This window comes from Streptomyces sp. GMY02 (assembly GCF_019056675.1).
Classification (GTDB): domain Bacteria; phylum Actinomycetota; class Actinomycetes; order Streptomycetales; family Streptomycetaceae; genus Streptomyces; species Streptomyces odonnellii.
Genome location: NZ_CP077658.1, coordinates 1,352,471 through 1,364,890, shown reverse-complemented (window position 1 = coordinate 1,364,890; position 12,420 = coordinate 1,352,471). Strand labels below are relative to the sequence as shown.

Here is a 12,420-nt window from a genome sequence, read left to right as displayed (position 1 = left end):
TTCAGTCACTGCGGTTCAGCGCTGGGGAGCGGGTACTCCCTTACGACTGCTCCGCTACGACTGCTCCGCCGCGCTCCGTACCTTCAGGTAGCGCTGCAGTGCCTGGCCCGCTTCGCGGACGTGGCGGCGGATGTGGCGTTCCGCGGCGCGGGGGTCGCCCTTGCGGATCGCCTCCAGGATGGCCTCGTGCTCGTCGATGGCGACCGGCAGCCGGCCGGGTGCCCGTGCGGAGAGGCGGTTGCCCAGGCGTACCTGGGCGATGAGGTTCTCCGCGATGGGGATGAGCCGTCGGTTGCCTGAGCTCTCCCAGATGAGGCGGTGGAACGCGAGGTCCAGTTCCCCGTAGGCGTGCAGGTTGTCCGCCTCGATGGCCTCGCGTTGCCTTTCCAGCAACTGGCTCAGCTCGGCGGCGATCCGGTCGTGATCGGGTGCCCCGGCTGTTCGGCGCGCGGCGATTCCGTCGAGGGCCTCCCGCAGCTCGTACAGTTCCAGCAGGTCGTCCGTGGTGGCTTCGGGGACGAAGTAGCCGCGGTGCGGGACGGCGATGAGGAAGCCTTCGCGTTCGAGCGCGGCGAGGGCGGCCTTGATGGGGGTGGGGCTGAGGCCGAGCTGTTCGGTCAGAGGACGGACGGTGACGCGGGAGCCCGGGGTGAGGGAGCCTTCGAGGATGGCGGCCCGCAAGTGGTCGTAGGCGGCGTTCAGCAGTGTGTTGCGTGGGACGGTCATGGTCGCCGGAGCCCCCCTTTTCTCCGTGAAGAAGTGTACCGAGCACGGTACTTCCCCGGAGTGGCCACGGCGCGGCCGGGCGCGTCAGTGAAGTCTGCGCTCGTACCAGCGGGACAGCATCGTCAGCGGCAGGCAGATGACGAAGAAGACGGCGAGTACGGCGCCCAGGATCGGTACCGCGTGGGAGGAGCCGCCGGAGAGGGTGAGCCGTTCGATGGAGCGTTGTGACGCTTCGAGGATGTCGAGCAGTCCGATGACGGCGGCCAGCGAGGTCTGTTGGGTGAGGTTGACGACGAGTCCGATCAGCGGCGGAAGAGCTCGCCGGGCGGCCTGGGGCAGCAGGACGTGCCGCATGCGTCCGGTCCACGAGAAGCCCAGCGCCGCGGCGGCCTCGGCCTGCCCCCGGGGTATCGACTGGACGGCGCCGCGGACGACTTCGGCCATGTTGGCGCTGCCCCACAGGGACAGTCCGATGGCGGCGGCGACAAAGGTGTCCACCAGCACGCCGATGACGGGCAGGACGAAGAAGATGAAGTACAGGATGATGATGATCGGCAGGCCCCGCCAGATTTCCACATAGGCCCGGGCCACCGCCCGGACCGGTCTGCTGGGCAGGGTGAGTACGGTGCCGATCAGGGTTCCGGCCAAGAGGCTGGCGGCGATGCTGACCAGGGCCAGCAGGGCGGTTTCGCGCAGGCCGTCGGCGAGGTAGCCGGCTACGGGTCCGACCCATGGGGGCATCAGTGTTCTCCTGGTATCGCGAAGCGACGCTCGACGGCTCCGGCGCCCAGTGACATGAGCCAGACCAGTCCCAGGTAGACGACGCCGATGGTGAGGAACATCTCGAACGTCCGGAAGGTGACGGCGACGATGTTGACCGCGGTTTCGGTGAGTTCCGGGTAGCTGATCGCGACCATGAACGATGAGTTCTTGAAGACGGAGATGAGGATGTTGGTGACCGACGGCAGCGCGATGCGGGCGCCGAGGGGGAAGGTGGTGTGCCGGAAGGCGGCCAGGCGGGGGAAGCCGAGGGCCCGGCAGGCTTCGACGTAGCCGCCTTCGACGGCTTCGAAGCCGGCGCGGAAGTTCTCCGTGTTGTAGGCGCCGCCCCACAGGAGCAGTGACAGCCAGCCGACGGTGAAGCCGTCGAGTCGCAGCCCGGCTTCGGGCAGCGCGAAGTACAGGAAGAAGATCTGTACCAGGAGCGGGGTGTTGCGGAACACCTCGACGTAGACGGTGATCAGTTGCCGGGCGACCGGTACGCGGAGCGTGCTGATCGCGCCGAGCAGGACGCCGACGACCAGGGCACCGGCCATGCCGATGGCGCTGATCGCCAGCGTTCGCAGCAGGCCGGTGCCGAGCTCGCCGACATGCTCGACGATGAAGCCCGGGTCGAAGTGGTAACCGGACGCGTCGGACATGCTCAGCACTGCATGGTGGAGCCGGACGGGTAGGTCAGCTCGCTGCCCGGGCGGGGCACGTACTTGGCGAACTGCTTCTGCACGGCGGGGTCGGTGACGGACTTCTGGAATTCGGTCCAGAAGAAGTCGGTCTCCTGCATGTGGGCGAGGGCGCCGTTGACCCAGGCGAGCATCTCTGTGTCGCCCTTGCGGACGCCCATTCCCCAGGGGCTGTCGGCCTTGGCCTCGCCGACGACCTTGAGGTCCGGGTTCTTCGCCGCCAGGTCGAGCAGCAGGGTGTCGTCCTGGGCGAACGCGACGCCGCGGTTCTGGTTCAGCGCGGTCAGCGCCTGGCTGGTCTCGGTGAACAGTGCCTGCTTGACGTCTTTCATGCACTGGGTCAGCCAGAGGCTGGCGGTGGCGCCGGAGATGCTGATGACCGGCTTGCCGGCCAACTGGTCGAACGACGTGATCGGGGAGTCCTTCGGGACCAGCAGTTTCACGCCGCTGTCGAAGTAGGGGGTGGAGAAGTCGATGGTCTCGGCGCGTTCCGGGGTGTAGTTCATCGTCGCTTCGATCAGGTCGATGCGCTTGGAGGTCAGGAACGACACCCGGTTGGATCCGGTCACACAGGTCAGGGTCAGCGCGTCGGGGTCGCCGAACGCGTAGGAGGCCATCTGGTGGGCGATGGCGATTTCGAAGCCCGCGTTCTTCGACGATTCGTCGATGTATCCGAACGGCGGGTAGTCGCATTTGACGCCGACGGTCAGCTTGCCCTTGCTTTTCACCGCGTCGGGCAGCGGTGCCCCCACGTCCACGGGGTCACCGGAGGCGGCGGTGGACGAGGACGACTCGTCGGACGAGGAGGAGCAGCCCGCGGCGAGGACCAGGACCATCGCCGCACCTATGACAGTGCCGAATTTCGATCTCACGACTGAACTACCTTCTGCCCGCCGGGGCGGGCTATCTGAGAACCTTGCGCAGGAACTGGCGGGTACGGTCGTTCCGGGGCCGGTCCAGCACATCGGCCGGGCGGCCCTGCTCCGCGATCACGCCACCGTCGATGAACACCAGGCGGTCGCCGAGTTCACGGGCGAAGCCCATCTCATGGGTGACACAGAGCATCGTCATCCCGGAGCGGGCGAGGTCACGCATCACATCGAGGACCTCGCTGACCAGCTCCGGGTCCAGTGCGGAGGTCACCTCGTCGAACAGCATCACGTGCGGGTCCATCATCAACGCGCGGGCGATGGCGACCCGTTGCTGCTGCCCACCGGACAGTTGCCTCGGGTACGCGTCGGCCTTGCCGGCCAGCCCCACGCGGGCCAGCAGCGCGGTGGCCCGCTCCCGCGCCTCGTCCTTGGGCATCTGGAGCAGCTTGCGCGGCGCCAGGGTGAGATTGTCGACGGCGGACAGATGCGGGAAGAGGTTGAACTGCTGGAACACCATGCCGATGCGCCGGCGCACCTTGTTGAGATCGACGCCGGGCCCCGTCAGATCCTCGTTCTCCAGCAGCACCTGACCGGAGGTCACCGGCTCCAGCAGGTTGACACAGCGCAGCAAGGTGCTCTTGCCGCCCCCGGACGGGCCGATGACGGCGACCACCTCACCGCGGACCACCGTCAGGTCGACGCCCTTGAGCACCTCGACACTGCCGTAGGACTTGTGCACCCCGCGCAGCTCCACCATCACCGGCCGTGTGTCGGCGGGCGACTCGGCGGGCGGACCGTCCACGCCCGGCGACACCGTCATCGCGGTGTCCGATGGCCGTGGGCCGTGCCGGTCGTTCCGGCCGCGGAGGCCTCCGGCGGCAGGTCCGCGTCGCGTCGCAGGCGCGGGGGCCGGCCGACCGCCAGGGTGTCGGCGTACTTGACCGCACTGCCGGTGTTGAGCACCAGGACCTCCTCGTCCCCCTCAAGCCACCCGTCGGCGCGCAGCCGGCGTACCGCCGCCAGCGTCGCCGCCCCCTCCGGGCACATCAGCACACCGTCGGACGTCGCACAGGCGATCTGTTCTTCGAGGATGTCCCGGTCGTCGACGGCGATCGCCGTGCCCCCGCTGTCCCGCAGAGCGGACAGGATGAGGAAGTCGCCCAGCGCGCCGGCGACGTTGATACCGAACGCGACAGTGCGTGCCTGGTCCGCCGGCCACGGTTGAGCGGTCTCGGCCCCCGACTCGAAGGCCCGTACGATCGGCGCGCAGCCGCTGGACTGCACGGCCACGAACCGGGGCAGCCGCCCGGTGATCCAGCCCAGCGCGGCCAGTTCGTCGAGCGCCTTGCGGATACCGATCAGGCCCACGCCGCCGCCGGTCGGGTACACCACCACATCCGGCACCCGCCAGCCGAACTGTTCGGCGATCTCCAGGCCCATCGTCTTCTTGCCCTCGATACGGTAGGGCTCGCGCAGCGTCGCGGCGCTGAACCAGCCGTCCCGTACCGCCTGCCCCGCGATACGGCCGGCGTCGCCGATCAGCCCGTCCACCAGGTAGACCCGGGCGCCGGCCGCCAGACACTCCTTACGGGTCACCTCCGGAGCGTCCTCGGGCATCACCACCAGACAGTCCGTGCCGGCCCGTGCGGCATAGGTGGCCCAGGCGGCGCCGGCATTGCCGTTGGTCGGCAGCGTCAGGCGCCGTACGCCCAGTTCACGCGCCCGGGAAACACCGACCGCCGCGCCCCGCGCCTTGAAACTGCCGGTCGGCAGCATTCCCTCGTCCTTGGCCAGCAGGCCCGGTACGCCGATCCGCCGGCCGTACTCGGCCAGCGGCACGATCGGCGTCCAGCCCTCGCCGAGGGTGATCACGTTCGCGGGATCCCGTACCGGCAGCAGCTCCCGGTACCGCCACAGGTCCGCGCCGCGCGACGCGATGTCCTGCGGCCGGACCGAGGTCCGGACCTGGTCGAGGTCGTAGCGGACCAGCAGCGGCGAACCACAGCGGCACACGTTCTGTGGAACGTCCGCGTCGTACCGCTCGGCGCACCGTCCACACTCCAGGTGGGTCAGCGCGCTGGTCCAGCTCCCATCGTCGGGATACAACCGGCTCTTCCTCTCTGTGCGGCGGGGGTTGGCCGGTGGTGGGGGCGGGAGGACCCGTCCCCACCACCCGATCTACTTTCCGAGGCGTTGGAACTGGTCGGCTGTCAGCTTCGTCGACGGCCCGTAGTACGCCGCGTTGAAGAGCGTCCGCTGCTCGGACCGGTTCCAGGTGCGGAATCCGATCTCGTTGCCGAAGGTGACGACGTACCCCTTGCCGATCGTCCAGGACAGCCCGTTGACCGCCGCGTTGAGGTGTTCGCCGCCGATCAGCCAGCCGCTCTTCAACTGCTCATCGGTGCCGGGGTACTTGGCGATCACTTCCACCGGGTACGTGCTCGTGCTGGTCAGCCTGTACGCGTCGTTCGACACGAACCACACGGGGTTGTCCGCCGGTACGCCCCAGGCCGCCGGGTTGTCCGTGTCGAACTCCTGGCTGAGCAGCGAACCCGGGCAGTAGAAGTCCGAGTTGGAGCCGCCGGGCAGGGTGGACGTGATGGGCAGGCTGAACAGCGACTGTGCGGTGGCGGTCCCGCTGCCGTAGGCGACCAGCGTGCCGCCACCGGTCACGAAGTCGTGGAGCTGGTTCCAGCCGGTCGTGCCGACACCGAACGCCCAGGCCCACTCGGGCGGGTACCTCGTCGCGCTCAGGCCGTTGACTATGGAGTTCCTGCTGACCCCGTCCGGCATGATGATGGCGTCGTACGTGCCGGCCAGGTCGGCGTAGTCGCCCGCCTCCACGACCGAGTAGTCCACCCCGTACTGGTCGAACGTCCACATCAGCCAGCCGGACGGCATGTTGTCCGGGGGCTTGAGGAGGCCGATCCTCGTGCCCGGCTTGAGCTGGACACCGGCCACGGCCGGCACCGCGCCGACGGCGGACACCGGAATGCCGGTGTTCTTCGACTGGGTGCGCAGAAGCTCCCGGGCCGTCGGCGACGGCGGAACGAGGAAGGTCCCGGCGGGGTAGGTGCGGCCGCCGTCGGTGAACCGGGCGGCGGCACGGAAGGTGGGGATGTCCGCCTGCTGGAGCGCGGCGACGATCCGGAACACCCCGTAGGACTCAGGTCCGATCGCGTACGCCCCGCCGCGCGGTGGTGTGGACGGCGTGGCGACCGCCGAGGGCTTGACCGAGTTCAGCAGCCTGGCGTCGGCCGAGAAGGGCGCCTCGATCAGGTCGGCCTCGAAGCCGAGCAGCATCGGCAGGGTCTGCGCGGTGGTGTCGTACGGCCGCTGCGGCGGGCCACCGGGGTACTGGAGCAACTGCGGGTAGTTCTGCACCTCCAGCAGTGTCTTGACGAACCCGGCGTACGGCTGTCGCAGATGGATGATGTACGACCCGGCGGGGTACTGCTTGCCGCCGGCGGTGAACGCGGCCCGTGCCTCATGGATCTCCACCGCACCGAGGTGGAAGATCTCCAGGGCGTCGCGGACGGCCTGCGGGTCGCGCTGCCCGGCCGGGATGACATACGCGTACGGGCTGGTCCGGGTGACCGCCTTGACCCCGACGCGGTAGGAGTTGTAGAGCCAGTTGTAGGTGTCGTAGGCGACAGCCTCCAGGCCCGAGTAGAAGGCCTGCGAGACCCAGTCGATGATGTCGCGCAGCGTCCAGGTGTTGGAGTCGTACGGCTCGATGAAGTTGATGTCGGTGGTCTGCTGGCCGAGCGGCTTCGTACCCACGTTGGGGTAGGCGAGGTTGGATGCCGCAGCCGCCTCGGTCAGGATGCGCGCCGAGCCGTGGTAGACGCAGTACTGCCGGGACGGGGACCAGTAGTCGTACGTCGAGCCCCAGCCGTTGCCCTTCATACCGGCGACGGTCATGCCCCGCTGCATTGCCAGGCCCACCGTGTTCGTCCCCTGCACCAGGATGGTGTCGATGTTGGGGTCGTACGGCGACAGGTACGGCGGCGTGAACAGCCGGGGGGCGTTGGCGCCGGCGCCGTGGGAGTCCTGGAAGACGTGCGGCCGGTACTTGTTCAGGATCGAGACGTTGTACTTGCTCTCGACCTGGGTGAGCATGATCCAGTCACGGTTGTCGTCGTGGCCGGTGTACTTCTGGTACAGGTCGGGGTACGTGCGCGAGTAGCTGGTGCCGGCGGTGGCGGCGAAGTAGTCGTTGACGAGGACGAGGCCGTCCGGGTTCTGGCACGGCTGGAGCAGGATGACCAGGTTGTCGAGGATCTCCTCGATGTAGTCGGACTGCTCGGTCGCCAGCCGGTGGGCCCATTCGATGGCGGCCTGGGAGTTGCCGACCTCGGTCGAGTGGATGCCGGCCTGCACGTAGTAGAACGGCTTGCTCTTGGTGGCGAGCTTCTTCGCCTCGGCCTCGGACAGCCCTCGGGGGTCGGCCAGTCTGGCGTTGGTGGCGACCAGCTTGTCGAGATCGGCCAGGTTCTTCGGAGAGCTGATGGTCAGCAGGACGTACGGATGTCCCTGGGTGGTCTTGCCGATCTCTTCGTACTTCACCCGGTCACTGCGAGCACCGATCAGCTCGAAGTACGGGACCATCTTGTGCCATTGAGCCAGGAAGCCTTCGGTTCCGATCGGAGTTCCGAAGTACTCCGCCGGGGTCGGGATGCGCCCCTTCTTCTGCCCGGCGGACGGCTGGTCATGGGCGGTCAGGGGGGTCGCGGGTGCCGCTGAGGCGGCGCCCGGGTGGATCACTGTCGCGGCCGCCCCGGCGCCGGCCGCCGCGGTGGTCCTGAGGAGCGTTCGACGGGAGAGTCTTGAGCCTTCACTGCTGGTCATCTACCGACATCGCCTTTCACGGTCCGACTGGGCCGGGCCGATATCTGTCGCGGAGTCAGAGTGGGTCGAGTTCGCTGGTCAGCGGAGTGCGAGGGTGCCGTACAACGCCGTACGGGTACGTGGCGCGGCGCTGCGCCACGAGGTTGTCGCGATGCCTGGGTGCCGCGCGCTGCTGTCGGGCAGACCCGCGTGATCCGCGAGCACCCCGACCCCGGGCAGTGAAAACCTGTGCGCAACGCAATGTGCCAGCCGACACCGAGTGAGGACAACGGTTCAATCTTGGATTTAATATTAAAAGCGTGTTGCGCCGCGCCTGGCTGGGGCGAGGGCGGCGCGCGGTATGTACCGGGCTGAGCAACCAACGGTCGACGAGGGCTCGCTGACGGTCCGTCAGTTTTCAGCCCGCACCCATAGCGGCGGCAGCGCGGACAGCCTGCTGAATAACCGCAGGTCAGGGCAGCGTTATTGGTGTTGACAACGGTCACCGATGCAGCCTTTGCCGGATCGCTCCGGAGTGCGCTTCACTGCCTGGGTCGCATACCGCAAGCGGGGAGGTCACCATGAGCGGACATCAGAAGCACGACCATGGACCGGAAGGCCACGCCGGACACACCCATGGAGTCGTCGCCGACGCCGACAGGCGGTGGCTGTCGATCGCCCTCGTCCTCATCACCTCGTTCATGGCGATCGAGGTCGTCATCGGCGTCATCGCCGGATCGCTCGCGCTGATCTCCGACGCCGCGCACATGCTCACCGACGCCGTCTCGATCGTGCTGGCGCTCATCGCGATGCGGCTCTCGGCCCGTCCCGCGCGCGGCGGCTTCACGTACGGTCTCAAGCGCGCCGAGATCCTCTCCGCCCAGGCCAACGGACTCACCCTGCTGCTGCTCGCCGCCTGGCTCGCATACGAAGCCGTTCACCGCCTGATCGACCCGCCCCGGGTCGAGGGCGGCCTGGTGCTGGTGACGGCCCTGGCCGGTATCGCGGTGAACATCCTCGCGGCGTGGTGCATTTCCAGGGCGAACCGCACCTCGCTGAATGTCGAAGGTGCCTATCAGCACATCCTCAACGACCTGTTCGCCTTCATCGGCACCGCCGTCGCCGGTCTGATCGTGGTGACCACGGGCTTCGCGCGCGCCGACGGCATCGCCACGCTCGTCGTCGTCGCGCTGATGGTCAAGGCGGGGTACGGTCTGGTCCGCGAATCCGGACGCATCTTCCTCGAAGCCGCCCCGGCCGACCTCGACCCCGACGCCATAGGCGACCAGCTCGTCGCACGCCCGTGCGTCGTCGAAGTCCATGACCTGCACGTATGGACCATCACCTCAGGACAGCCCGCGCTGTCCGCCCATGTCCTGGTGGCCCCCGACACCGACTGCCACGCGGTGCGCCGCGACCTGGAACGCCTCGTCGCCCAGGAACACAGGATCAGCCACACCACGCTCCAGGTCGACCACGCACCTGAGGAGACCCGCACCCTTGTCCCCGCGGGCGCGGCACACGGGGAACACGAGGAACACTGCGAAGACCCGCACGGCCCCGTCCACCGCGACGAACCACACGCACACTGACCCACACGCACACTGACACTCACACTGTGCGGCACGGCGAAGTCCTTCGGCGGCCCGGCGCCGGGAAGCGCCGGGCCGCCGAAGGAGATGCCGAGGTGTGGATCAGGCAGCGGCGATGACCCCCGCTCACCGCGGTGCCGGTCCCTCGTCGTTTGTCGCTCTGCGTGCGAGAGCGGGGCGGTCGGCGGTTCCCTTCGCCGTCAACGGCATCCTCGGCACGATCATGATCCGGTCGGGAACCAGGATGGCGCTGCCGTGCTTTCCGCAGAACTCCCTCAGCGCGTCCGGAGTGGCAGTCGATCCATCCGTCAGCGTGACCGCGGCCGCGACGCGCTCGCCGTACAGCGGATCGGGAATTCCGAATGCCACAGCTTCGACCACCTGAGGGTGCTGTGCGAGAACGGATTCGACGGATTCCGGAGAGATCTTCTCACCGCCCCGATTGATCTGTTCCTTGATCCGTCCGGTGAGATAGAGCGAACCGTCGGCGTCAAGGCGGCCCAGGTCTCCGGTACGGAACCGCCCGCCGGCGAAAACCGTGTCGGCCGGCTCGTCGCCGAGATACCCCGGCATGACCGACGCTCCCCGAACGACGATTTCTCCCTCTTCGCCGATCGGGACGGATGAACCGTCCGGGGCGCTGATACCGATCTCGACACCGGTCGGCACGCCGACGTATCGCTCGTCGGCGTTGGCCAGGTTGTTCCATTGCGCGGACGCGGTCTGGTGAGCCGTTTCGGTCATCCCGTAGGCGCGAATCACCGGCGCCTGAAAGGTCGATGTGAGTTTTTGAGCGGTGGTCGCGGACAGGGGAGCGCTGCAACTCCGGATGAATCGCAACGGTGCTTCACCCGGCCCCGGATACTCCGACGACGCGCGCAGCAGGAGGATCTGATGGATCGAGGGGACCGCCGTGTACCAGGTGGCTCCGAGGGCTGTCATCTCCGGCCAGAAGGAGTGGGCGCTGAAACGCCCCGAGGAAGGCAGTGCGACGCGTCCTCCCGATGCGAAGGTGGCCAGGAGACCTCCCATCAGGCCGTGTCCGTGGAACAGCGGCATGGCGAGCAAAGTCGCGTCCGATGGCCCGAGTCGAAGGCTGGAGATGACTCCTCGGACCGACGAGCCGAGGTTGGTGCCGGTAAGAGGCACCGCCTTGGGCCGGCCGGTCGACCCCGCGGTGAACAGGATCAGTTCGCACCCCGGAGGCAGAGCCAGACTTTCCTGGCCGCGATCCGCCGGAGAACTGTGCGGATCCGTGGTGAGGGTGAGGGCGGGGCCGTGGGAGTCACGATGTGCCCGCACCTGCAACGCGGGTACGGACCAGATGTCCTTCTCGGGCGGCATCGTGGTGAGCACCGCCCGAGCACCTACGGCCTGGAGGCGTGTGCGTACCTCCTCCGGGTCCAGCCGAGGATCGATCGGGGCTACGACGGCCCCGAGCGACGACAATCCGAACAGGGAAAGGACAAACTCAAGGCGATTGTCGGACACCAATCCAACGATGTCGCCCGGCCGGACACCTGCTCTCTGCGCTCGCCTCGCGAAGTCGGCTGATGCCTCCTTCAGTTCGGTGTACGTGACGCCGTTGTCTCCGGCCGCCCCATGAATGGCGGTGCGCGCGCCGTGTGAGGCCGCGGCGGCGGTAAGCATCGCGAAGAGCCACGGGCGACCGGCGGCTGTATGGCCCGTAGAAGAGCTCTCGCCCGTGGGTGGCATCGATCGCTTTACTTCTGCTCTTGGAATTCCGCGCGGATGGCGTCGCCGTGTTCGTCGAGGGCGGGTGATGGCGACAGCGTTCCGAGGGAGTTGTACCGTCCGTATTTCATGGGGCTGCCGGGTACGTCGTAGCCTCCGACGTTTTTCACCATGGCGCGGGCCTTGATCTGGGGGAGTTTACGGGTGTCGTCGACGTTGAGGACCACGCCCACGGGGATTCCGGCCTGTTCGAGTTTCGTGCGCCATGCGGCGGCCGTGTCGGTCGTGAGGACGGCTTCCATCTCCTGTTTGAGCGGAGCCCAGTTGTCGGATCTCTTCGCGTTCGTGTCGAAGCGGTTGTCGGTCGCCAGTTGCCGTTTGCCGAGCACATCGGCCAGGATTCCGAACAGGTGATCGTTCCCGACGGTGATGGCGAGTGGCTGGTCCCGGCAGGCGAAGGTGTCGAAGGGATACATGAAGGGGTGCCGGTTCCCGAGCCGGTGGGGCCGTACTCTCGGGCCGAGCGCGTCCATCAGACCGTGTTCGAGGAGGGCGAAAGTCGAGTCGAGCATGGAGATGTCGACGGTGCTCCCCTTGCCGGTGGTTTCCCGGGCGAGCAGTGCGGTGATGATGCCGCAGTAGCCGTAGATGCCCGCGGTGATGTCCGAGAGGGATGTGCCGACACGGGTGGGTCCGCCGTCCGGGGTACCGGTCGCGTCCATGATCCCGGACAGGGCCTGGATGATCGTGTCGTACGCGGCCTGGTCGTGCATGGGCCCGTACTGGCCGAAGCCGGAGATCGAGCACACCACAAGACGCGGGAATTCCTTGACCAGTTCGTCGGGGTCCATACCCAGTTTGGCCATCACACCGGGCCGGAAATTCTCCACGACCACGTCCGTCTTGCCGAGCATCCGCCTGATGAGCGCCTTGTCCTCGGCGTTCTTGAGGTCGATGGCGATCGACTGTTTGCCGACGTTCGCGAAGCGGTAGTACTCGCTGCTGCCGTCCTTGAGGAACGGCCCCATTTTACGGGTGTCGTCTCCCACGCCCGGCCGTTCGACCTTGATGACCCGGGCCCCGCCGTCCGCGAGCATGCGCGAACAGGTCGGCCCGGCCAGCACATGGGTGAAGTCGAGCACGGTGATCCCCGCGAGCGGATACGGCTTGTCGGGATCGAGGTGCCCGGCGCCTCGTGCGTCTGTCTGGGCCCGGTCTTTCGCTGTGCGTGCGGTTGCCGTCATT

10 protein-coding genes are annotated in these 12,420 nt (G+C 67.7%); 1 reads left to right on the top strand and 9 read right to left on the bottom strand.

The annotated features are described in order from the left end of the window. Positions 1-54: 54 nt before the first annotated feature. The 7 genes from KQY30_RS05635 to KQY30_RS05605 form a co-directional block, all read right to left on the bottom strand. Positions 55-726: a GntR family transcriptional regulator gene (locus KQY30_RS05635; RefSeq protein ID WP_217305853.1), complete on the bottom strand. Its 672-nt coding sequence runs from the start codon at positions 724-726 to the stop codon at positions 55-57. Positions 727-810: 84 nt separating this feature from the next. Next, positions 811-1,467: an amino acid ABC transporter permease gene (locus KQY30_RS05630; RefSeq protein WP_217305852.1), complete on the bottom strand. Its 657-nt coding sequence runs from the start codon at positions 1,465-1,467 to the stop codon at positions 811-813. Further along, positions 1,467-2,147: an amino acid ABC transporter permease gene (locus tag KQY30_RS05625; RefSeq protein WP_217305851.1), complete on the bottom strand. Its 681-nt coding sequence runs from the start codon at positions 2,145-2,147 to the stop codon at positions 1,467-1,469. Before KQY30_RS05625 ends, KQY30_RS05630 begins: the two co-directional genes overlap by 1 nt. Positions 2,148-2,149: 2 nt before the next feature. Continuing rightward, positions 2,150-3,058 carry a transporter substrate-binding domain-containing protein gene (locus KQY30_RS05620; RefSeq protein ID WP_217305850.1) on the bottom strand — a complete coding sequence of 303 codons (909 nt, stop codon included), beginning with the start codon at positions 3,056-3,058 and terminating at the stop codon, positions 2,150-2,152. 31 nt (positions 3,059-3,089) lie between these two features. Continuing rightward, the gene (locus tag KQY30_RS05615) at positions 3,090-3,815 is read right to left on the bottom strand and encodes an amino acid ABC transporter ATP-binding protein (protein ID WP_217310754.1); all 726 of its coding nucleotides are present in this window, start codon (positions 3,813-3,815) and stop codon (positions 3,090-3,092) included. Between the two features lie 59 nt (positions 3,816-3,874). After that, positions 3,875-5,164, bottom strand: coding sequence for a threonine synthase (locus tag KQY30_RS05610; protein ID WP_217305849.1), 1,290 nt, complete (start codon positions 5,162-5,164; stop codon positions 3,875-3,877). Between the two features lie 72 nt (positions 5,165-5,236). Further along, the gene (locus KQY30_RS05605; protein ID WP_217305848.1) at positions 5,237-7,909 is read right to left on the bottom strand and encodes a M14 family zinc carboxypeptidase; all 2,673 of its coding nucleotides are present in this window, start codon (positions 7,907-7,909) and stop codon (positions 5,237-5,239) included. A 560-nt stretch (positions 7,910-8,469) separates the two neighbouring features. Here KQY30_RS05605 and KQY30_RS05600 point away from each other — a divergent pair. Then, the gene (locus tag KQY30_RS05600) at positions 8,470-9,480 is read left to right on the top strand and encodes a cation diffusion facilitator family transporter (RefSeq protein WP_217305847.1); all 1,011 of its coding nucleotides are present in this window, start codon (positions 8,470-8,472) and stop codon (positions 9,478-9,480) included. 126 nt (positions 9,481-9,606) lie between these two features. Here the strand turns inward: KQY30_RS05600 and KQY30_RS05595 are convergent, their stop codons facing one another. Together KQY30_RS05595 and KQY30_RS05590 are read right to left on the bottom strand one after the other, a co-directional pair. Continuing rightward, positions 9,607-11,130, bottom strand: coding sequence for an AMP-binding protein (locus KQY30_RS05595; RefSeq protein WP_217305846.1), 1,524 nt, complete (start codon positions 11,128-11,130; stop codon positions 9,607-9,609). Between the two features lie 74 nt (positions 11,131-11,204). Next, positions 11,205-12,419, bottom strand: coding sequence for a CaiB/BaiF CoA-transferase family protein (locus KQY30_RS05590; RefSeq protein WP_217305845.1), 1,215 nt, complete (start codon positions 12,417-12,419; stop codon positions 11,205-11,207). Position 12,420 lies beyond the last annotated feature (1 nt).

What these genes read in the sequence shown, in the direction of transcription:
- KQY30_RS05595 (WP_217305846.1), bottom strand. Translation starts at nt 11,130, where the DNA reads ATGCTTACCGCCGCCGCGGCCTCACACGGCGCGCGCACCGCCATTCAT.
- KQY30_RS05630 (WP_217305852.1), bottom strand. Translation starts at nt 1,467, where the DNA reads ATGCCCCCATGGGTCGGACCCGTAGCCGGCTACCTCGCCGACGGCCTG.
- KQY30_RS05605 (WP_217305848.1), bottom strand. Translation starts at nt 7,909, where the DNA reads ATGACCAGCAGTGAAGGCTCAAGACTCTCCCGTCGAACGCTCCTCAGG.
- KQY30_RS05635 (WP_217305853.1), bottom strand. Translation starts at nt 726, where the DNA reads ATGACCGTCCCACGCAACACACTGCTGAACGCCGCCTACGACCACTTG.
- KQY30_RS05615 (WP_217310754.1), bottom strand. Translation starts at nt 3,815, where the DNA reads ATGGTGGAGCTGCGCGGGGTGCACAAGTCCTACGGCAGTGTCGAGGTG.
- KQY30_RS05625 (WP_217305851.1), bottom strand. Translation starts at nt 2,147, where the DNA reads ATGTCCGACGCGTCCGGTTACCACTTCGACCCGGGCTTCATCGTCGAG.
- KQY30_RS05590 (WP_217305845.1), bottom strand. Translation starts at nt 12,419, where the DNA reads ATGACGGCAACCGCACGCACAGCGAAAGACCGGGCCCAGACAGACGCA.
- KQY30_RS05600 (WP_217305847.1), top strand. Translation starts at nt 8,470, where the DNA reads ATGAGCGGACATCAGAAGCACGACCATGGACCGGAAGGCCACGCCGGA.